General features: G+C 64.5%; 16 protein-coding genes. 9 read left to right on the forward strand and 7 right to left on the reverse strand.

Annotation, left to right across the window (positions count from 1 at the left end; all coding sequences use genetic code 11):
• Positions 1-58: 58 nt before the first annotated feature.
• Together IVB50_RS15735 and IVB50_RS15740 are read right to left on the reverse strand one after the other, a co-directional pair.
• A complete protein-coding gene (locus IVB50_RS15735) occupies positions 59-916 on the reverse strand; it encodes a VOC family protein (RefSeq protein ID WP_247296322.1) in 858 nt (285 codons plus the stop codon).
• A gap of 147 nt (positions 917-1,063) precedes the next feature.
• Positions 1,064-2,254, reverse strand: coding sequence for a urate hydroxylase PuuD (locus tag IVB50_RS15740; RefSeq protein WP_085362224.1), 1,191 nt, complete (start codon positions 2,252-2,254; stop codon positions 1,064-1,066).
• A gap of 234 nt (positions 2,255-2,488) precedes the next feature.
• Between IVB50_RS15740 and IVB50_RS15745 the strand changes: the two genes are divergently transcribed.
• Positions 2,489-3,829, forward strand: coding sequence for a sorbosone dehydrogenase family protein (locus IVB50_RS15745; protein WP_247296324.1), 1,341 nt, complete (start codon positions 2,489-2,491; stop codon positions 3,827-3,829).
• Between the two features lie 168 nt (positions 3,830-3,997).
• On the opposite strand, the gene IVB50_RS15750 is transcribed toward IVB50_RS15745, so the two are convergent.
• The 3 genes from IVB50_RS15750 to IVB50_RS15760 are packed head-to-tail and all read right to left on the reverse strand — an operon-like array spanning position 3,998 to position 6,181.
• Positions 3,998-4,798, reverse strand: a complete 801-nt coding sequence (locus IVB50_RS15750; protein ID WP_085352069.1) for an SDR family NAD(P)-dependent oxidoreductase — start codon at positions 4,796-4,798, stop codon at positions 3,998-4,000.
• Position 4,799: 1 nt separating this feature from the next.
• The gene (locus IVB50_RS15755) at positions 4,800-5,354 is read right to left on the reverse strand and encodes a carboxymuconolactone decarboxylase family protein (protein WP_085352070.1); all 555 of its coding nucleotides are present in this window, start codon (positions 5,352-5,354) and stop codon (positions 4,800-4,802) included.
• A gap of 14 nt (positions 5,355-5,368) precedes the next feature.
• The gene (locus IVB50_RS15760; RefSeq protein WP_085352071.1) at positions 5,369-6,181 is read right to left on the reverse strand and encodes an SDR family oxidoreductase; all 813 of its coding nucleotides are present in this window, start codon (positions 6,179-6,181) and stop codon (positions 5,369-5,371) included.
• 232 nt (positions 6,182-6,413) lie between these two features.
• Between IVB50_RS15760 and IVB50_RS15765 the strand changes: the two genes are divergently transcribed.
• From IVB50_RS15765 to cyoD, 4 genes are read left to right on the forward strand one after another with little or no spacing between them, the layout of a single operon-like run.
• On the forward strand, positions 6,414-7,247 hold the full coding sequence (locus tag IVB50_RS15765; RefSeq protein WP_247296325.1) for a cytochrome ubiquinol oxidase subunit II: 834 nt from the start codon (positions 6,414-6,416) through the stop codon (positions 7,245-7,247).
• Positions 7,237-9,237 carry a cytochrome o ubiquinol oxidase subunit I gene (gene cyoB / locus IVB50_RS15770; protein WP_085362444.1) on the forward strand — a complete coding sequence of 667 codons (2,001 nt, stop codon included), beginning with the start codon at positions 7,237-7,239 and terminating at the stop codon, positions 9,235-9,237. Before IVB50_RS15765 ends, cyoB begins: the two co-directional genes overlap by 11 nt.
• Positions 9,237-9,878, forward strand: coding sequence for a cytochrome (ubi)quinol oxidase subunit III (locus IVB50_RS15775; RefSeq protein ID WP_018457173.1), 642 nt, complete (start codon positions 9,237-9,239; stop codon positions 9,876-9,878). The genes cyoB and IVB50_RS15775 overlap by 1 nt, the downstream gene beginning before the upstream one ends.
• A complete protein-coding gene (gene cyoD / locus IVB50_RS15780; RefSeq protein ID WP_018457172.1) occupies positions 9,875-10,264 on the forward strand; it encodes a cytochrome o ubiquinol oxidase subunit IV in 390 nt (129 codons plus the stop codon). The genes IVB50_RS15775 and cyoD overlap by 4 nt, the downstream gene beginning before the upstream one ends.
• Before the next feature lie 219 nt (positions 10,265-10,483).
• Here the strand turns inward: cyoD and IVB50_RS15785 are convergent, their stop codons facing one another.
• The gene (locus tag IVB50_RS15785) at positions 10,484-11,272 is read right to left on the reverse strand and encodes a thermonuclease family protein (protein ID WP_247296328.1); all 789 of its coding nucleotides are present in this window, start codon (positions 11,270-11,272) and stop codon (positions 10,484-10,486) included.
• 196 nt (positions 11,273-11,468) lie between these two features.
• Here IVB50_RS15785 and IVB50_RS15790 point away from each other — a divergent pair, with 196 nt between their 5' ends.
• From IVB50_RS15790 to IVB50_RS15805, 4 genes are all read left to right on the forward strand, one after another.
• Complete coding sequence (locus IVB50_RS15790) at positions 11,469-13,067, forward strand: GMC family oxidoreductase (RefSeq protein WP_247296330.1); 1,599 nt, start codon at positions 11,469-11,471, stop codon at positions 13,065-13,067.
• Positions 13,068-13,074: 7 nt separating this feature from the next.
• Positions 13,075-13,524 carry a hypothetical protein gene (locus IVB50_RS15795; protein ID WP_018457169.1) on the forward strand — a complete coding sequence of 150 codons (450 nt, stop codon included), beginning with the start codon at positions 13,075-13,077 and terminating at the stop codon, positions 13,522-13,524.
• 91 nt (positions 13,525-13,615) lie between these two features.
• On the forward strand, positions 13,616-14,623 hold the full coding sequence (locus IVB50_RS15800) for a trypsin-like peptidase domain-containing protein (RefSeq protein WP_247296333.1): 1,008 nt from the start codon (positions 13,616-13,618) through the stop codon (positions 14,621-14,623).
• A gap of 59 nt (positions 14,624-14,682) precedes the next feature.
• The gene (locus IVB50_RS15805) at positions 14,683-16,407 is read left to right on the forward strand and encodes an FAD-dependent oxidoreductase (RefSeq protein WP_085362228.1); all 1,725 of its coding nucleotides are present in this window, start codon (positions 14,683-14,685) and stop codon (positions 16,405-16,407) included.
• 205 nt (positions 16,408-16,612) lie between these two features.
• Here IVB50_RS15805 and IVB50_RS15810 read toward each other — a convergent pair whose 3' ends face one another.
• Entirely contained in the window at positions 16,613-20,089 is a 3,477-nt protein-coding gene (locus IVB50_RS15810; RefSeq protein ID WP_247296336.1) for an indolepyruvate ferredoxin oxidoreductase family protein, read from the reverse strand.
• Positions 20,090-20,238 lie beyond the last annotated feature (149 nt).

Genomic DNA, 20,238 nt, shown 5'->3' on the forward strand with positions numbered 1-20,238 from the left:
CGGGTAGCCCCGAAGCCTGGGGCCGCCCTGTAGACGCTCGTTGAAGAATTAGTTCAAATCAGCCGGCAACAAAGGCGAGCAGGGTGCCGTTCGCCTTGGCCGGCGGCACGCAGATCGCAGGTCCGCTGCGCACGGCTGCCGAACCAACCGCCTTGTCGGTGGCAGCGAGATCGCCGCTGACAAGCACCAGGGCAGCGCCACCGCGTTCGGAAAGACCCGCGAGCGGCACGCCGGGATAACGTTTGCCGAGCTGCTCCAGCGTCAAGTAAACGAATTCGGCACGATCGCCACCGGAGGGCACGGTCACTGCGCCGTCGGCTTCAGCCTTCGGCTCGCGGTCGATCAGCTGTCCCAGATCCGCGGCTTCCTTCGCGGGCTCGGGCGTCGCGATCAATGTCTGCTTGATCCGCTTGGCCGCATTGGCGTGCTTCATCAGCTCGGGAATCCACACCGTCTCTGGCGTCTTGTGCTGGCAGGCAAAAATGCGCACGCCGCCGGGCGCTTCTGCGGTCGGCCACATGAAGGTGCGGAATTTCGCCGCCGAGATCGTGCCATCAGGCAGCGTCACGGGCCGTTCGAAATCGGTCGGGCCGATCGGCTCCAGGCCACGCGCGCGGATTTCCTCCGCGCCGGCGGTGGAATCGACCGCTGTGAAGGCGATGCGCTCGATGCCTTCGCCGCGCTGGTCGAGGAAGGCACGCGCCGGCGCGTTGTGCTCGGTCGCCGCGAGCACGCCGAGCAGCTCCATATAATCCGGGTCGAACATGATCGTGTAGTTGCCGGTGCCCATATGTGCGCTGTGGGTGCCGCGCGGCGAGATGGTGAAGCCGAGCTGCCGGTAGTTTTCGGCGGCTTTGTCGAGGTCCTGCACCATGACCACGGCGTGGTCGATACCGATGACGTTCTTGAGGGCCACTGTTCTTTCCCCGAGTGCAAACTGACTGGACCGCCGTCGGCGGCCGCAAATCCTGTCTACGCCGGATAGGCGGTCAAGTCATTTTCAAATCGGTGGGACATGCGGAAATTTCATTCCGTGAAGCGCGATATCTGACACTTGATGGCGTCAGCGCGCCTGCTCGATATAGGCGGCGAGGATGGCGCGCTCCTCGCTGGTCATTTCGGTGATGTTGCCCGGCGGCATTGCATTGGACCAGGCGGCGACGCGGCCGATCAGGCGGATGTTGCGATGGATGTGCTCGGGCGCGTCCAGCAATATGCCCTTCGGCGCGGTGACGATGCCGGCCCAGACCGGTTCGGCGGCGTGGCACATGCTGCAGCGGGACATCACGATCTCCTCGACATTGGCAAGCGTCGGCTGCGCCGACAGCGCGCTTGTCTTGACCTCGCGCGGGCCGGCCGCCGAGAGGAACAGGATCGCGATCACGCCGACCGCTGCGACGCCCCACACCCACCACGGCGATTTGCGCCCGGCGTGCCGCTCGTTGAAGAAATGGCGGATCACGGGGCCGAGCGCCAGGATGATTGCGACGATGATCCAGTTGAAGCGGGTGGCATAGAGCAGGGGATAGTGGTTGCTGATCATCAACACGACGACAGGCAGCGTCAGATAGTTGTTGTGGACCGAGCGCTCCTTGCTGGTCTTGCCGAGCTTCGGATCGGGCGCCTGCCCTGCGAGAAGGGCGGCTACGATCTTCTTCTGGTTCGGGATGATCAGCGCGAAGACGTTGGCAACCATGATGGTGCCGATGATCGCCCCGATCTGGTTGAAGGCACCGCGCCCGCTCAGCACGTGGGTGAAAGCATAGGTCAACGCGACCAGGAACAGATAGCCGCCGATCGCGAAGGGCAGCTCGCGCTGCGCCAGCCCGGTACGGCAGGCGCCTTCATAAAGCAGCCACGCCAGCGCGAGGCTGCAGAGGCTGAACAGGCCGGCCTGGAATGGCGTGAGATCGAGGATCGACTTGTCGACCAGGAACAAATCGGCCTCGAGATAATACACCACCACCATCAGCGCGAAGCCGGACAGCCAAGTGGTGTAGGCCTCCCATTTGAACCAGGTCAGCTCGTCCGGCATCTGCGCGGGCGCGACCAGATATTTCATGATCCGGTAGAAGCCGCCGCCATGGACCTGCCAGGCCTCGCCCTGGACGCCCTCCGGCAGCTTGCTGTCAGGCCTGAGGCTGAGGTCGAGGGCGATGAAATAGAAGGAACTGCCGATCCAGGCAATCGCGGCGACCACGTGCAGCCAGCGGAGCAGCAGGCTCGCCCATTCCGATATGATGGATCCCCACATGATCACCCCAACGGATGCGACTCCAATGCCGCAGCTTCATGACCGCTACCGGCGGTGCCGCCCTTACAATGTGTCGCACCGATCAGCCGCATTTTCCAGTACGATGGGCTGCGGCTGATGCACATCGTGCGGGCATGAGCTGACGTGGGATTCGGCAGGCATTTGACCTGTCGCAGAACGTTTGCGCGTCGATCGGCGTTGATGCGCAATACGTGAAGGCCGGGAGGAAACGATTTGAAGAACAGGATTTCATTCGCGGCGATGTCCGCGGGATGGCTGGCCGCGGTCGCGACCTGCGCACAGGCTGAGGCGGTGCTGCAAGGCAAGGACGCCTACGGCGATTGGCAGGCCGACAAGCCCGGCACGGTCAGGTTGATCCGGCCGCAGGATCTGGTCAGGCCCGGCGCCACGCGGTCGGTTGCGAGTTCGTCGCGCGTGGTGCCGCGCCCGTCGGAGGGGGCGCTTCAGGTACCGGCCGGCTTCAAGATCGAGCTGTTCGCCGAGGGCCTGCGCGCCCCGCGCATCGTGCGCGTGGCGCCGAACGGCGATGTCTTCGTCGCCGAGACGCGCGCGGGCAACATCCGCGTGTTGCGCGCCGGCGATGGCGGCAAGGCCGCGACCAACGAGGTCTTCGCTGCCGGAATGAGGCAGCCGTTCGGCATCGCCTTCTTCCCGAACGGCGACAATCCGCAATGGGTCTACGTCGCCAACACCGACAGCGTCGTCCGCTTTCCCTATCAGGCCGGCGATCTCAAGGCGCGCGGCAAGGCGGAGACGATCGTGGCAAGCCTGCCCCATGACGGCGGTCATTCCACCCGCGACATCGTCTTTACGCCCGACAACAAGCGCATGCTGGTGTCGGTCGGCTCGCTCAGCAACGTCGCCGAGGGCATGGGCACGCCGCCAGGTGGCCTGGAAGCCTGGTCGAAGGCGCAACCGCTCGGCGCAGCCTGGGCGAGCGAAACCGAGCGCGCGACCGTGCTCGCCTTTACCCCCGAGGGCAAGGAGCGGAAGATCTACGCCACCGGCATCCGCAACTGTGTCGGTCTTGCGATCCAGCCGCAGACCGGGCTGCCCTGGTGCTCGACCAACGAGCGCGACGGGCTTGGCGACGATCTCGTGCCTGACTATGTGACGAGCGTGAAGGAGGGCGCGTTCTACGGCTGGCCGTGGTTCTATATCGGCGGCAACGAAGACCCGCGTCACGCCGGAGCGCGGCCGGACCTCAAGGACAAGGTGACGGTACCCGATGTGCTGGTGCAGCCGCACTCGGCCTCGCTCGGCATGACCTTCTATCAGGGCGCGCAGTTTCCGTCCGAATACCAGGGCGATGCTTTCGCGGCCGAGCACGGCTCCTGGAACCGGTCGAAGCGCACCGGCTACAAGGTGATCCGCATCCGGATGAAGGACGGCAAGCCGACCGGCGAGTACGAAGATTTCGTCACGGGGTTTGTGGTGAGCGATACCGAGGTGTGGGGGCGGCCGGTCGGAGTTGCCGTGGCGAAGGACGGATCGCTGCTGGTGTCGGAGGACGGCAACGGGACGATCTGGCGGGTGACAAGCGTGCCGCGATGAAGGTGTACCCTCGCCCCTTGCGGGAGAGGGTGGCTCGCCGCGCAGCGGCGGGACGAGTGAGGTTCTATCGGCGAACTCCTCTGCGTGTGCGGAGAGAAACCCCTCATCCGGCGCTTCGCGCCACCTTCTCCCGCAAGGGGAGAAGGAAGAGCAGCGTGCTTAGGATGTCTACCCCCGTCTCACACTCGCTCCGCCATCCACCGGCAACGTCACACCGGTGATGAAATTCGCCTCGTCCGAGGCCAGGAACAGCGCGGCATTCGCGACGTCCCACCCCGTGCCCATCTTCTTGCGCAGCGGCACCTTGCTGTCGCGCTCGGCTTCGACTTCGGCGCGGGTCTTGTGCCATTCGCGGGCCCGGGTGTCGACGGCCATCGGCGTGTTCATCAGGCCCGGCAGGATGACGTTGGCGCGGATGCCGTATTCCGCATTCTGGTAGGCGAGCTGTTCGGTGAAGGCGATCATCGCCGATTTCGTCGCCTTGTAGGCGACGTAAGGGTAGGTGGTGATCGCCGCCATCGAGGAGATGTTGATGATCACGCCGCTTCCTTGCGCGCGCATGATCGGGATCACCTCTTTCGCCGCCAGAATGCAGCTCTTCAGATTGATCGCGACGACGCGGTCGAACGCCTCCTCGGTGATTTGCAGCAGCTCGGCGTCGCCGCCGGACAGGCTGACGCCCACATTGTTGTGCAGCACGTCGATCCGGCCCCAGCGCGCCTGTGCCTCCGCGACCATTGCCTTGATGTCGGCAGACTTTGTGACGTCGGCCCTGAACGCCGCTGCCGTGCCATGCTGCGCGGCGATCATGGCGGCGGTTTCCTGCGCTGATTCCAGATGATGATCGACGCACAACACCTTGGCGCCCTCGCGCGCGAAGGTCAGCGCCGTGGCGCGGCCGTTGCCCATGCCTTCGCCCGGGCTCTGCCCGGCGCCCACAACGACCGCAACCTTGTCCTTCAAGCGCATGTTAGTTCACTCCCGGAATCGGGTACTGCTGGAGTACCTCTTTGTAATATGGCTCGTTGTCGATCTTCATGGTGGCGAGCACGCGCACCACGCCGCAATAGAAGGCGATGGTCAGCACGAGGTCGACCATATGTTCGTCCGAGAGGTGCTGCTTGATCTCTGCAAAGGTCCCGTCCGAGATCGCGAGTTCGCGTACCATCTCGCGGGCACCTTTCAGGATCGCCTTGGCCTGTGGCTCGAGCGTCGAGGGCTTGCTCTCGGTCTCAGCCATCAGGCCGGCGATGTCATCATCGGTGACGCCGAACTCCCTGCCGATCTTCACGTGATGAGTGAACTCGTATTCCGACTTCTCCATCCAGCCGACCTGGAGGATCGCAAGCTCCCGCAGGCGCGGATCGAGCTTGCTCTTGAAGCGGATGTAGCCGCCGATGCCGTTGAAGGCGCGCGCCATATCCGGCGAATTGATCAGCAGCTTGTGCAGATTGGTGTTGCGCTTGAGCATGTCGCGATATTCGGGCGCGACCTGGTCGGCCTCGAGATAGGGCAGGCGAGCCATCCCTGATGTTCCTTTCAGTGTTCTTGTGATTCACGTTCGGGGGCTTGTAGCGTCACGCCGCCGTCGACCACCAGCACCTGGCCGGTGATGTAGCGCGCAAAATTGCTGAGCAGGAATTTGACGGCATGGCCGACGTCCCAGCCGGTGCCTTCCGTTTTCAGCAAGGATGCCTTTTCCCGCTGGACGCGAGCCTGCTCACTCATGCCGCGGGCATAGACCATCGGCGTGTACATCGGCCCGGGACAGATGCAGTTGACGCGGATGTTCTCGCGGCCGTGATCGACCGCCATCGCGCGGGTGAGACCGATGATGGCGGCCTTCGAGGTCGTATAGCTCGTGAGCCCGCGTGGCCGCAGCGCCGAGATCGAGGAGATGTTGACGATCGCACCGCCCTGCGCGGTCCGGATCATCGCAGGGATCGCGTGCTTGGAGAGCAGGAACATGCTCTCGACATTGACCTGCATGACGCGGCGATATTGCTCGGGCGCTTCGTCGACCACGCTGCCGCGGCTCCCGATGCCGACATTGTTGTCGAGGAAATCGAGCCGGCCCCAGCGGTCGAGCGCGGCTTCGACCAGTGTCTTGCAATCGCTCTCCCTGGTGACGTCACCGCCATGCGCCGCGGCCGTGCCGCCTTCGGCTGCGATCATCTCCACGGTGCGTTCGGCGAGCTTGAGATCGCGATCGGCCACCAGCACTTTGGCGCCGGCGCGAGCCAGTAGAATTGCGGCGGCGCGGCCGTTGCCTATGCCGTCGCCCGCAGCGCCCCCGCCGCTGACCAGCGCCACCTTGCCGGCGAGACCGGGATCGTCCTCGGGCCCCTGCATGTCGTTTCATCCCAAATATTTTCGTGCAGTCTAGCAATCGCGCGGAGCGGCGAGAAGGGCCGGCTCCCGCTTTCATGTCATTGACATCGCATGGAATTGCATGCCGCCGCGCGAGAAGGGCGAACGATCGACCCGCGCCGTTAGGAACCGACCTCACGCAATCGCGTTTGTTGCGGAGCCTTTCCCGCGCTAGGCTCTGTCCCGGGGCTTCCCAAACGCCAGTGGCTTGCCGATGAATCTGCTCGATCCACAAGGGCCTGTGGCTGCGGCCAACAGCACCATCCTGGTCGATTCCGTCTTCATCATGCTCGCGATCGTGGTGCCGACCATTTTCGCGATTTTGGCCTTTGCGTTCTGGTTTCGCGCCTCGAATCCCAAAGCAAAGTTTCAGCCCGACTTCGTCTATTCCGGGCGCGTCGAGATGGTGGTGTGGGCGATCCCCGCGCTCACCGTGATCCTGCTCGGCGGCGTCGCCTGGATCGGCTCGCACCAGCTCGATCCCGCGGCACCCGTGCCCGGCACCGGCAGCCCGGTTCGCATCCAGGCCGTCTCGCTCGATTGGAAATGGCTCTTCATCTATCCGGACCAGCGCATCGCCACCGTCAATACGCTGACGGTGCCGGCAGGCGCCGAGCTGAATTTCCAGCTGACGTCCTCGAGCGTGATGAACACCTTCTTCATCCCGCAGCTCGGCAGCATGATCTACACCATGAACGGCATGGTGACGAAGCTGAACCTACGCGCCGACAACGAAGGCAAGCTGCAGGGACTGTCGGCGCATTTTTCCGGCGACGGATTTCCGGACATGATGTTCGACGTCAACGTGGTCTCGCCGCTCGCCTTTCCGGACTGGGTCGCGACCACGGCGAAGAGCGATGCCGTCCTCAATGAGGACAGCTACAAGAAGTTGATGCAGCAGGGCATCGAAAAAGGCAGGCCAAGCTACAGGCTCGACGATCCCCGACTGTTCGACCTGATCGCGACCCAGCACATTCCGCCAGGACCCGGTCCGGAGCTCGCATCCGAAGCAGGCCGGTCGCACAGTGGAGGCCATGATGCTCGGTAAGCTCGATTGGTCGGCCATTCCGTTCGATCAGCCGATACCGCTGATCGCAGGCGCCGTGGTGTTGGTCGGGATTCTCGGCGTGCTGGCCTGGGTCGTGGTGAAGGGGCATCTGCCCTATCTCTGGCACGAGTGGATCACCAGCGTCGACCACAAGCGGATCGGCGTGATGTACATCCTGCTGGCCTCGGTGATGCTGCTGCGCGGCGGCAGCGACGCCATCATGATGCGGATTCAGCAGGCGGTCGCCTACCAGTCGCAAGGCTATCTGCCGCCGGAGCACTACAACCAGATATTCTCCGCGCACGGCACCATCATGATCTTTTTCGTGGCGATGCCGTTCGTGATCGGACTGATGAATCTCATCGTGCCGCTCCAGCTTGGCGTACGAGATGTCGCTTTCCCGACGCTCAATTCGGTCGGCTTCTGGCTGACCGCGACCGGTGCGCTGCTGGTCAATCTCTCGCTCGTGATCGGCGAGTTCGCCCGCACCGGCTGGCTCGCCTTTCCGCCGCTGTCGGAACTGTCCTACTCGCCGGGCGTCGGCGTCGATTATTACGCATGGTCGCTGCAGATCTCCGGCGTCGGCACGTTGGTGGCCGGCATCAATCTCGTGACGACGGTGCTGAAGCTGCGCACCAAAGGCATGAACTATCTGCGCATGCCGATGTTCTGCTGGACCACACTGGCCTCGAACCTCCTGATCGTCGCGGCTTTCCCGATTTTGACCGCCACCCTCGCGATGCTGCTGCTCGACCGCTATCTCGGCTTCCACTTCTTTACCAATGAGGCCGGCGGGAATGTCATGATGTTCATGAACCTGATCTGGGCCTGGGGGCATCCCGAGGTCTACATCCTAGTTCTGCCGGCCTTCGGCATCTTCTCCGAGGTGGTCTCGACCTTCTCCGGCAAGGCGCTGTTTGGCTATCGCTCGATGGTGCTGGCGACCATGGCGATCTGCGTCATCTCCTTCATGGTCTGGCTGCATCACTTCTTCACGATGGGAGCGGGTCCCGACGTCAACGCTATCTTCGGCATTGCCAGCATGATCATCGCGATACCGACGGGAGTGAAGATCTACAACTGGCTGTTCACGATGTATGGCGGACGCATCCGCTTCGAGACGCCGATGCTGTGGTCGATAGGCTTCATGGTCACCTTCATCATCGGCGGATTGACGGGCGTGCTGGTCGCGGTGCCGCCGGCCGATTTCATTCTCCACAACAGCATGTTTCTGGTCGCGCACTTCCACAACGTCATCATCGGCGGCGTGCTGTTCGGCGCCTTCGCCGGCTTCGAGTACTGGTTCCCGAAGGCGTTCGGCTTTCGCCTCAACGACCGCTGGGGCAAGCTCGCATTCTGGTTCACTTTCCTCGGCTTCTACGTCACCTTCATCCCGCTCTACGTCGCCGGCATGCTGGGCATGACGCGGCGCATGCAGCACTATGACGTCGCGGCGTGGCGGCCATGGATGCTGGTTGCAGCGGTCGGCATGGCCGTGCTGACGATCGGCGTGATCTGCCAGATCGTGCAGCTCGTGGTCAGCATCCGCAACCGCGAGGCCCTGCGCGACCGCACTGGCGATCCCTGGGACGGCCGCTCGCTGGAATGGGCGACGTCGTCGCCGCCACCCGTTTTCAACTTCGCTTTCAATCCCGATGTGCGCGGCGAGGATGCCTATTGGGACATGAAGGCTCATGCCAAGCAGCAATCGCTCGATCATGATGCGCCCGAGTATCATGACATCGAGATGCCCAGGAACTCGCCGACCGGGTTCGTCTGCGCGTTCTTCGCCACCGTCATGGGCTTTGCGCTGATCTGGCACATCTGGTGGATGGTGATTTTGGGCGGTATCGGTGCGTTCGCGACATTCGTCGTGTTCGCCTGGCGCGACCATGACGAATACGTCATTCCGGCCGAGGAGGTCGCGGCGATAGACCGCGTCAACCTCGAGGAGCGGCGCAGCCTCGTCAGCATGGCGGGGACAGTCTGATGTCAATGACCGCGACCGCCGGCCGAGCGCACGCCGATCCCCATCACATCGGCCTCGTTATCGAGCATCCCGGGCCGGCGCCGAAGCGCATCGTGACCGCCTATGGCTTCTGGATCTTCCTGCTCTCCGACATCGTGATGTTCTCCTGCTTCTTTGCGGCCTACGCGGTGCTGGCCGACCAGACCGCCGGCGGCCCGAAGGGTTCGGAGATATTCGAGCCGCGAAACGTCGCGATCGAGACGGTCTGCCTGCTGCTGTCAAGCTTCACGTGTGGCATGGCGAGCATCGCGGCCGATGTGCGCAACCGGCTGTGGTTCTATCTCGGGATGGCCGTGACGTGTTTGCTCGGCCTCATCTTTCTGGTCATTGAGTTTCGCGAATTCGCTGATCTCGTTGCCCGCGGCTATGGCCCATCGCGCAGCGCTTTCCTGACCTCGTTCTTCTCCCTCGTCGGCTGCCATGGCCTCCACGTCTCCGCCGGCATATTGTGGCTGCTCACCATGATGGCCCAGGTCTTCGCAAAAGGTTTTCGTGCCGACGTGCTGCGCCGGATGATGTGCTTTGCGCTGTTCTGGCACGCGCTCGACATCGTCTGGGTCGGAGTTTTCTCCGTCGTCTATTTGCTTGGGAGTGGCGTATGAGCGATCAGACGCATATGCCGGCCGGCCATGATCTTGCGCCGGGCGATGAGGAGCAACACAGTGTCGGGACGCGCATCCTCGGCTACGTGGTCGGTCTTGTTCTCGCGTTGCTGCTGACGGCGACGTCGTTCTTCATCGCGGGCACGGATCTGGTCTGGCAGCCTTCGATTCCCGTCGCGCTGATCGTGCTGGCGATCGCGCAAATGGGCGTGCATCTCGTGTTCTTCCTGCACATCACCACCGGCCCCGATAATACCAACAACGTGCTGGCGCTCGCCTTCGGGCTGCTGGTGGTGTTCCTGGTGGTCGGTGGCACCGTCTGGATCATGGCGCATCTGAACGCGAACATGCCGGCCATGGATCAGATCATGCCGATGCGCCGCTAGCGCATTGTGCAAAAAAGAAGAGCCGCTTGTTGTGACAAGCGGCCCAAGTCTAGGGAGGAAACGCCCGAGCAAAGCAATCGGGCCGGAGCCGGATTGCCGCTAAGGAAACGCTCGCGCAAAGCGCTCGCGTACGCTTACAAATGCAGCAACTCCCGATAGAGTTCAATTCCGGATGAATACTGTCTCCGGCTGCCGCTCACGGCTGCGTGATGAGCTTCGCTATTTTGGCCGCCGGCAATTGTAGGCCTTGCGGAAGCCCGCAGCCTGGGCGTCGTCCTCCGAGCAGAACCAGCGGTCCGGCTTGGTGGTCGCGGGGTAGCTCGGGCAGCCCCGTAAATGGTAGATGCCGATATTGCCGGTCACGCGCGCGCGCACCGCAAGCTTGCCCTTGATGCCACAGCTCGGCGGCATCGTCAGATCCTCGGGAAACAACACCGCGCGAATCTCCTTGTCGCGGTCGGCGCGGCAGGCGGCGCCCAGGAGCGCGCCGTCCTTCTTGCCGGTGCGGAATTCTTGCGGTGCAACAAAGCAGCCCTTCCAAATTCCGGCCGAGGTTGATTTCGCATCGGCCGCGGCCGACTTGACGTTCGCCTTGACCGGCTCGCGGGCGATGGCATAGCCCAGCTTGACGAGCTGCTCGTTCAAGCTGGTCTTGTCGCCTTCGGCCGTGCAGATCGCGCGGTGCCGCTTGCCAAAACTCTTGCCCGGTCCGACATCGTCGCAACGCACCGATCGCTTGCCAATCAGCTTGGCGAGCTGGTCGCGGGCCTCGATGCCGCAGGTCCAGGGATCGGCGTGGTCGTCGATGCAGACCTGGTCCAGCTCGGGTGCGTCGATGCCCTCGAGGCGGTAGGTGACGTCGCCGAGCTGAACGGCGTTGCCGTCGCGGACCGTCGCGGTGGCCGTCAACGCGGAGCCGGGGCCGGTGGTGCCCAGAAATCCGGACAGGGCGAGAAAGCAAACGAACGCAAAAGCGCGCGCGCTGGCAAAGGATTTTCGGAAGGACATAAGGTCTCGCTATCGATGGCTCGTGCGCCTTGTTCCTAGCATCCGGATGTGGCGATACCAATGGTCTGCGCCCCGCGAAGTGCGACATTCCGGCCCCGCGGCTTTACTCGGCCGCAGCTCTGATCCTATCGTTCGCCGGCCTCGCGGAGCGGAGGCCGAATCGCCCGGGAAGCGGCGAAGGGAGGAAAAATTTGCGATGAATGACCCCGTGGACGTCCTGATCATCGGCGCCGGCGCTTCAGGCGCGGCGGTGGCGTGGTCGCTGGCCGAGACCAAAATGCATATTCTCTGCCTGGAGCAGGGCGGCTGGATGAACCCGGCGGAATATCCCAGCACGGGCCGGGACTGGGAGGCCAAGTTCTACGGCGAGTGGTCGTCAAGCCCCAACGTCCGCGGCCGGCCCGAGGACTATCCGATCAACGACGACAATTCGCCGATCAAGGTCGTCAACTACAATGCGGTCGGTGGCTCGACGGTGATGTACACCGCGCACTGGCCGCGGTTGCATCCCTCCGATTTCAAGGTGAGGACGCTCGACGGCGTCGCCGAAGACTGGCCGATCGAATACGAGGCGCTGACCCCGTTCTTCGAAGAGAACGACCGGATGATGGGCACGTCCGGCCTGTCGGGCGACCCGCTCTCGCCGCTGACGCATCCGCCGATGCCGCCACAGCCGATGGGATTGTCGGGTGCGATCATCGGCAAGACCATGAACAAGCTTGGCTGGCACTGGTGGCCGTCGGATACGACGGTCGCGACCATGGACTACGAGGGCCGCGCGCGCTGCATCAATCTCGGCCATTGCACGCCGGCCTGCGCGCAAGGCGCCAAATCCTCGACCGACATCACCTATTGGCCGCACGCGGTCCGCGCCGGCGTCGAGCTGCGGACTCACTGCCGTGTGCGCGAGATTACCACCGACGAGAGCGGCATGGCCACCGGCGTGGTCTATTACGACAAGGACGGCGTCGAGCAGTTTCAGCCGGCGCATGTCGTTATCATCGCCTGCAACGGAGTCGGCACGCCGCGGCTGCTGCTGAATTCGGCATCGAACCGCTTTCCGAACGGGCTTGCCAATTCGTCCGGCCTCGTCGGCAAGAACCTGATGTTCCATCCCTATGCGCAGATCTACGGCTATGTGAAGGAGCCGACCGATAGCAACCGCGCGCCGCCGACCTGCCTGTGGAGCAAGGAATGGTATGACACGGACCTGTCGCGCGGCTTCGTGCGCGGTTACGGCGTCCAGTTCGTGCGCGGCGCCGGGCCGGTGTTCGAGGCTGTCGTGAGCGAGCAGAAGGGGATCTTGCCGTGGGGCGCCGATCATCACCACGTCTTCCGCAAGCTCAACGGCCACCGGCTCGGCTTTTCCGCGATTTGCGAGGACCTCCCGGAGGAGCATAACCAGGTTACGCTCGATCCGGTCTTGAAGGACGGTCACGGCATTCCCGCGCCGAAGATCAATTACACGATCAGCGAGAACAGCCGGAAGATGATGGAGCATGCGCTGGCGCGGGGCCGGGAGATTCTCGAAACCGCTGGGGCGAGCGACATCTGCGTCAACTCGCCGATCCCCTGGGGCGGCTGGCACCTGCTCGGCACGGCACGCATGGGCACCGACCCTGAACGCTCCGTAGTCAACGAATGGGGCCGCGCGCACGACGTCAAAAACCTCTTCATCGTCGACGGCAGCATCTTCGTTACCTCGGGCGGGGTCAATCCAACGTCCACCATCCAGGCCCTCGCGCTCTACATCGCCGACCAGATGAAGCAGCGCCTCGCCAATCTCTTCGACTGAGGCCATCATGTCCGCAGACAACCAACTGACACGCGCCCAGCGCGACGACCTCCGAGCCATCGCCGCGATGATCGTTCCCGCCAGCGAAGAGTACAAGGTGCCTGGCGCCGACGATCCCGCGATCCAGGCTGACATGCTGGCGACGTTGGGACGGGACAGCAAACTGGTGGTGGCGGCGCTCGACCATCTGGCGCGGCTTGCTGGCCAACCGTTGGCCGAGCTCGATGCTGCCAGGCGCGATGCGGTGGCGCAGGAGTTTCGCAGGCATGGCGGCCCGGCTGCCGCGACGCTCGTCCGTGTGGTGCTGCAATGCTACTACCGCGACGACCGTGTGCTGGGCTCGCTCGGGATCGAGCCGCGCGCACCTTTTCCCAAGGGCCATGTGCTGCCGGATGGCGACTGGTCGCTGCTCGACCCGGTCAAGGCAAGGGCCGGCACGCTGCGACGGGCGCCCTAGCCACCTGGGCAGTCCAGCCTTGCGCCTTGGACGGGTCCCTTGCGCCTCACGGAGCAGGCCACCATCTGTGTGAGCCCCAAGGACTCCTATCATGTTGGATTTTACTTCTGACGCATCGTCATCGCGAACGCCGGCATCTGTCCCGGTCGATGACCGGGCCGTGCTGGATGCCTATTCCAATGCCGTGATCGACGTGACCGACCGTGTCGGTCCGGCCGTCGTGCGCGTCGAGACCGGACCAAAAGTGCCGAACGGCCGCGAGCGCGGCGGGCTCGGCTCGGGCATCGTGATCTCGCCGGATGGGCTCGTGCTCACCAATAGCCACGTGGTCGGCTCGTCAAAGGAGATCCGGCTGCGCGACGTCGAGGGCCATGTCGGCGACGCCCGGGTGCTCGGCGTCGATCCCGACACTGATCTTGCGCTGCTTCGCGCCAATGGCGTGAGGAACTTGCCCTATGCGGCGCTCGGCAACTCCAAGACCTTGCGGCGGGGCCAGCTCGTGATCGCGATCGGCAATCCGCTCGGCTTTGAATCGACCGTCACCGCCGGCGTGGTCTCGGCGCTCGGGCGTTCGATCCGCTCGGTCAGTGGCCGCACCATCGAGGACGTGATCCAGACCGACGCTGCGCTCAACCCCGGCAATTCCGGTGGCCCGCTGGTATCGTCGAATGCCGAGGTGATCGGCATCAACACCGCCATCATTAACGGCGCGCAAGGCATCTGCTTCGCGGTCGCCAGCAACACCGCGCAATTCGTGCTGTCGGAGATCATCCGCCACGGCTATGTCCGTCGCGCCTATATCGGCGTGGCCGGCCAGACCGCGCCGATCCCGCGGCGGCACGCGTTGCTGGCGGGTGTCGAGAACAAGATGGGCGCGCTGCTGGCGCAGATCGAGCCGGACGGGCCGGCGGCGAAGGCGGGCCTGTTGTCCGGCGATGTCGTCATCGGCCTCGACGGCGTCGAGATCAACGGCGTCGACGATCTGATCCGTGTGCTCGACCGCGACCGGATCGGCCGGCGGCTCGCCATGGACGTCCTGCGGCTCGGCCGTCTGCGGGCGATCGATATCGACCCGGTCGAGCGCAAGCCGGCCCGCTAGCGTGTGGGCGCCTAAGCGGGGTATGACGGTGTCATGCCTCGCTTCGGGAACCCCGCCGCATGATGCCGGCGCATGAGACCTACGATGTCATCGTCGTCGGCGCCGGTGCCGGTGGCATGACGGCCGCGGCCGTCGCCGCCGCCGAAGGCCTGCGCGTGTTGGTGATCGAGAAGACCGCTTTCGTCGGCGGCACCACCGCGTGGTCCGATGGCACGGTCTGGATTCCCGCCAATGCCAAGATGGAAGAGGCGGGGCTCTCCGATAGCGTAACGGACGCCGTGCAATATTTGTCGAGCACAGTGCCGGAGCCCGCCAATGCGGGCCTCCGCGCCGCTTTCCTCGCGCGCGGACCGGAGGCGGTCACCTATCTCGAAGCCAACACGCAAGTGCGGCTCCAGCCGGTGGAAGCGTGTCCGGACTATTATCCGGAGCGATTGGGCGCGACGCCGGGCGGGCGCGTGCTCGAGCCGGTCGTCTTCGACGGCACGCGGCTGGGGGCCGCATTCGCGCGGCTGCGCGCGCCGGTGCCGGAGTTCACGCTGTTCGGCGGGATGATGGTCAACCGCCTCGACATCCCGCATTTGCACCGGGCCGGAAGATCGCTGCGCTCGACTCTTCGCGCGGCGCGGCTGGTTTCGGAGCATGCGTGGCAGCGGCTGCGCGGCCCGCGCGGCACGACGCTGCAGCTTGGCAACGCACTCGCCGCACGGCTGTATGCCTCGCTGCTGGCCCGGCAGGTTGAGATCCTCTTTAGTGCGGACGTCGAAGGCCTGTCCACGCAGGGCGAGCGGGTCGGCGGGGTAATTATCCGTCATGGCTCGCGCGATCGCCTGATCGCCGCGCGGCGCGGTGTGGTGCTGGCGACCGGCGGCTTTTCGCACGACGCAACCTTGCGCAAGCGCTTCTTCCCACCCGCTGCCGGATTCATCTCGGCGACCCACCCGTCCGCCACGGGTGACGGGCTCCGCCTCGCGACTGTAACCGGCGCAGCGCTCAATACGGATGCGACGAGCCCGGCCTATTGGGTGCCGGCCTCGCTGTTCCGGCGTGCCGATGGAAGCCGTGGTGTTTTCCCGCATACAGCGACCGACCGCGCCAAGCCCGGCGTGATCGCGGTCAATGCGGCCGGCCGGCGCTTCGCCAACGAGGCGCTGTCCTACCACGAGTTCGTGCTCGCGATGCTGCGTGACGGTGACGGCGAATCGGACCGGCCGTTCTATCTGATCTGCGACCGTCCGTTCCTGTGGAGTTACGGCCTAGGCCGCATCAAGCCGTTCACCCGCAATATCAGACGCTATGTGGCGAGCGGCGAGTTGGTCGAGGCCGCTGATATCGCGCAGGTCGCAGCGAAGATCGGCATCAAGCCGTCGATACTCGCGGCGACGATCGCAAACTACAATTCCGATGCGAAGGACGGCCGCGATCCCGAGTTCGGTCGCGGCAGCACCATCTCTCAGCGACACCTTGGTGATATCAGCCACAAGCCGAACCCTTGCGTCGCGCCCATCCTCTACGCGCCGTTCTTTGCGATGCGGATTTATCCGGCCGATCTCGGCACGGCGATCGGCATGAAGGTGGATGCCCAGGCGCGCGTATTGCGCGAGGACGGCACGCCGGTTGCGGGCCTCTACGCCTGCGGCAACGACATGGGCTCGATCATGAACGGCAATTGTCCCGGGCCGGGGATCGCGTTGGGACCGGCACTGACGTTCGGGTACATCGCAGGAAGGCATCTGGCGGAGGGGAGTGTGGCCGGGGCGAGTGCGGCCACAGCGTTGGTCTAGCCATTTCCACCGCTGTCATGCCCCGCGACCCGGCTACGCCAAGGCTTCGCCGAGGTCGAAGTCTGGGCGCGCCGAAGCTTTAGCGTAGGCGGCAGGCGGGGCATCCAGTACGCCGCAGCCCATCGGACTAATCACAACCGCCTCGGAGTACTGGATCGCCCGCCTTTGCGGGCGATGACACCGAGAATGTAGCGCCAGTCTTCCGCTACTCCGCAGCCGCAGCAAAGCGGCTGTTCTCCAGTTCTGCTTCCAGCCGCGCCTTCTCCGCCGCCGCCAGTTTGATGTTGGCTTCCTTGACATGCCCGAAGCCGCGGATCGTCTCCGGCAGCCGCGCGAGCCTCGTCAGCAGCGGGATCTGCTCCGCTTTCAGCCCGGCGATGCGCTGATCGATCATGTCGAAATAATCCGCGACCAGCTTCCGCTCGGTGCGGCGCTCCTCGGTGCGGCCGAACGGGTCGAACGCGCCGCCACGCAGGAACTTCAGCCCGGCGAGGAGGCGGAAGGCGTGAATCATCCAGCCGCCGAATTCCTTCTTCTGGAGGTGTCCCGTCGTCTTGTCGCGCTGCGCGAAGATCGGCGGGGCCAGATAGAACTTCAGCTTGAAGTCGCCGTCGAATTTCTCCGAGACTTTCTTGGAGAAGCTGCCATCGGTGTAAAGCCGCGCGACTTCGTATTCGTCCTTATAGGACATCAGCTTGAACAGGTTTTTCGCGACAGCCTCGGTCAGCTCCGTGCTAGCAGGCGAGGTTGCTGCTTCCGCCTTGCGCACCTTGGCGACGGCGGCGAGGTAGCGATCGGCGTAGGCCCTGTCCTGATAGCCGGTCAAAAACTCCGCGCGCGTTGCGATGATGTCGTCGAGCGACTTTGTCGGCGCGGAGGTTCGGCTCCTGAATTGCAGCACGCTCCGCACCCGCGACATGTCGTGGGCGGCGAGGCGTCCCCAGGTGAAGGCGAGCTTGTTCATTTCGATCGCGGCGCCGTTGATCTCGATGGCGCGAAGCAGCGCTTCCAGCGACAGCGGGATTGCGCCCTTCTGGAAGGCGAAGCCGAGCATGAAGGGATTTGTCGCGATCGAATCGCCCATCAGTGCCGAGGCAATGCCGGTGGCATCGATGATGTCGAGGTTCTTGTCGCCGACGGCGTCGCGCAGCACGGTCTGCATCGTCCCCATCTCGAAATCGAGGTCGGGGTTTTGCACGAAGCTCGCGGTCGGCTGCAGGTCGGCGTTGATATACGCTTTCGTCGTTCCGCGCTCGGCGCGACTGAGCGCGGAGGGACCGGCCGAGACGATCATGTCGCAGCCGAGGATGACGTCGGCGCCGCCCGTCGTGATCCGGACCGCGGAGATGTCTTCCGGCTTCGCGGCGATGCGCACATGGCTCATCACCGCGCCGTTCTTCTGCGACAGGCCGGTGAAGTCCAGCGCCGAGCAGCCGCGGCCGTCGACATGGGCGGCCATGCCGAGCAGCGCGCCGATGGTGATGACGCCGGTGCCGCCGATGCCGGTGACGAGGATGTTGTAGGATGCGTCCAGCTCACGCGCGGGTGGCAGCGGCAGGTCGGCAAACAACTGGCCTGAATCCACCGCCGAGGTCTTGATCCGCTTGAGCGTGCCGCCGTGCACGGTGACGAAGCTCGGGCAAAAACCCTCGACGCAGGAGAAGTCCTTGTTGCAGTTCGACTGGTCGATCTGGCGCTTGCGGCCGAACTCGGTCTCCAGCGGCTGCACCGAGACGCAGTTCGACTCTTGCGAGCAATCGCCGCAACCTTCGCAGACGAGCTCGTTGATGAAAGCGCGCTTGGCGGGATCCGGATAGAGCCCGCGCTTGCGGCGGCGGCGCTTTTCCGCGGCGCAGGTCTGGTCGTAGATCACGACCGTAAGACCCTGGATGTCGCGCAGCTCGCGCTGCACGGCGTCGAGCTCGCGGCGATGATGGACGGTCGCGCCTTGCGGGAAGTAGTTGGTGTCAGGGTATTTGGTCGGATCGTCCGAGACGATCGCGAGCCGCTTGACGCCCTCGGCCCAGACCTGATGCGCGATCTGGGCGACGTTGAAGCCGCCCTCGGCCGGCTGGCCGCCGGTCATCGCGACGGCGTCGTTGTAGAGGATCTTGTAGGTGATGCTGATGCCGGCGGCCGATGCCGCGCGAAGGGCGAGCAGCCCGGAATGGGTGTAGGTGCCGTCGCCGAGATTCTGGAAAATGTGCTGCTCGGTCGTGAAGGGCGCTTGTCCTATCCAGTTCACGCCCTCGGCGCCCATATGCGAGATCAGATCGGTGCGGCGCGTCGGCATGCTCAGAGCCATGCCGTGGCAACCGATGCCGGCCATGGCTCGGCTTCCCTCGGGCACGCGCGTGGAGGTGTTGTGCGGGCAACCCGAGCAGAAGAACGGCGTGCGCGCGAGCTTGATTTGCCCGGAGGCCGGAACAGGAGTGTCGAAGGCCTCGAGCCGGGCGAGGCGCTGCTCCAGCACTGGGCTGTGGTGGCCGAGCTTGCGCAGCCGCGCCACCAGTGCGGATGCAACGATGGTCGGCGTCAGCTCGCCCTCGCTCGGCAATAGCGGCGCGCCGCGTTCGTCGCGCTTCCCGGTAACGGTTGGGCGCCTGGACGCATCGATATTGTAGAGGATGCGCATCAGCTGGTCTTCGATGAAACCGCGCTTCTCCTCGACCACCAGCACGTCCTGAAGCCCTTCGGCGAAGCGCTTGGCCCCGCTTTCTTCCAGCGGCCAGGTCATCGCGACCTTGTAGATGCGCAGGCCAAGGTCCTCCGCGTCCTTGTCGGAAATGCCCAGATCGGCCAGCGCCTGCCGCAGATCAAGATAAGCCTTACCGGTCGCGACGATGCCGAGCCGTGCCGGCCTGGAGTCGAGCACGATGCGGTCGAGCTGGTTGGCGCGCGCAAAGGCCTGCACCGCCGCCATCTTCGGGCCGAACAGGCGCCTCTCTGCGTCCAGCGGCGGATCGGGCCAGCGGATGTTGAGGCCGCCGGGCGGCATCTCGAAATCGTCGGGGAGCTTAATCTGGATGCGTTCGGGATCACTGTAGATCGACGCCGAACTCTCCACGGTTTCGCTGATCGCCTTGAAGCCGACCCAGCAGCCGGAGAAGCGCGACAGCGCAAAACCGTAAAGGCCGAGGTCGAGATAATCCTGCAGCGTCGCCGGGTTGATCACGGGGATCAGCGCCGCTGCGAAGACCTGCTCGCTCTGGTGTGCCAGTGTCGAGGATTGGCAGCCATGGTCGTCGCCGGCAAGCGCGAGTACGCCGCCATTCAGCGAGGTGCCGGCGGCATTCGCATGCTTGAGCGCGTCAACCGAGCGATCGACGCCGGGCCCCTTGCCGTACCAGATGCCGAACACGCCATCGACCTTGGCGCCGGGAAACAGGCCGACCTGCTGGCTGCCCCAGACGGCGGTCGCCGCTAGGTCCTCATTAAGGCCGGGGACGAAGGCAATGTCGTGCTGCTGGAGGTATGACTTCGCGCGCCACAGCGCGTGGTCGTACATGCCGAGCGGGGAGCCCCGATAGCCCGAGATGAAGCCGCCGGTGTTGAGGCCCTGAAGTCGATCGCGTTCGCGCTGCAACATGGGCAACCGGACCAGCGCCTGCGTGCCGGACAGGAAGATCCGCTTCGATTCGAGCCGGTATTTGTCGTCCAGCTCGACCTGCATCAGCGTCATTTCGGAAGTCCTCGTCTCTTGGTCGGCTCTTATTCGACTTGGGGTTTGCGCTGCGGGAGGGAGGAGCGGCTGCGCGACGCGAATTGTGACAGTCAAGGGCATGCACAGGCGAAGTCAATATCGCTGGCCGCATCCGTGGCGCTCCTGCT

Source organism: Bradyrhizobium sp. 87 (genome assembly GCF_023073015.1).
Lineage (GTDB): Bacteria > Pseudomonadota > Alphaproteobacteria > Rhizobiales > Xanthobacteraceae > Bradyrhizobium > Bradyrhizobium canariense_D.

Excerpts from the sequence above, each read along its gene's own strand:
- IVB50_RS15740 (WP_085362224.1), bottom strand. The coding sequence starts at position 2,254 with ATGTGGGGATCCATCATATCGGAATGGGCGAGCCTGCTGCTCCGCTGG.
- IVB50_RS15750 (WP_085352069.1), bottom strand. The coding sequence starts at position 4,798 with ATGCGCTTGAAGGACAAGGTTGCGGTCGTTGTGGGCGCCGGGCAGAGC.
- IVB50_RS15755 (WP_085352070.1), bottom strand. The coding sequence starts at position 5,354 with ATGGCTCGCCTGCCCTATCTCGAGGCCGACCAGGTCGCGCCCGAATAT.
- IVB50_RS15760 (WP_085352071.1), bottom strand. The coding sequence starts at position 6,181 with ATGCAGGGGCCCGAGGACGATCCCGGTCTCGCCGGCAAGGTGGCGCTG.
- IVB50_RS15765 (WP_247296325.1), top strand. The coding sequence starts at position 6,414 with ATGAATCTGCTCGATCCACAAGGGCCTGTGGCTGCGGCCAACAGCACC.
- cyoB (WP_085362444.1), top strand. The coding sequence starts at position 7,237 with ATGCTCGGTAAGCTCGATTGGTCGGCCATTCCGTTCGATCAGCCGATA.
- IVB50_RS15775 (WP_018457173.1), top strand. The coding sequence starts at position 9,237 with ATGTCAATGACCGCGACCGCCGGCCGAGCGCACGCCGATCCCCATCAC.
- cyoD (WP_018457172.1), top strand. The coding sequence starts at position 9,875 with ATGAGCGATCAGACGCATATGCCGGCCGGCCATGATCTTGCGCCGGGC.
- IVB50_RS15785 (WP_247296328.1), bottom strand. The coding sequence starts at position 11,272 with ATGTCCTTCCGAAAATCCTTTGCCAGCGCGCGCGCTTTTGCGTTCGTT.
- IVB50_RS15790 (WP_247296330.1), top strand. The coding sequence starts at position 11,469 with ATGAATGACCCCGTGGACGTCCTGATCATCGGCGCCGGCGCTTCAGGC.
- IVB50_RS15795 (WP_018457169.1), top strand. The coding sequence starts at position 13,075 with ATGTCCGCAGACAACCAACTGACACGCGCCCAGCGCGACGACCTCCGA.
- IVB50_RS15800 (WP_247296333.1), top strand. The coding sequence starts at position 13,616 with ATGTTGGATTTTACTTCTGACGCATCGTCATCGCGAACGCCGGCATCT.
- IVB50_RS15805 (WP_085362228.1), top strand. The coding sequence starts at position 14,683 with ATGATGCCGGCGCATGAGACCTACGATGTCATCGTCGTCGGCGCCGGT.
- IVB50_RS15810 (WP_247296336.1), bottom strand. The coding sequence starts at position 20,089 with ATGACGCTGATGCAGGTCGAGCTGGACGACAAATACCGGCTCGAATCG.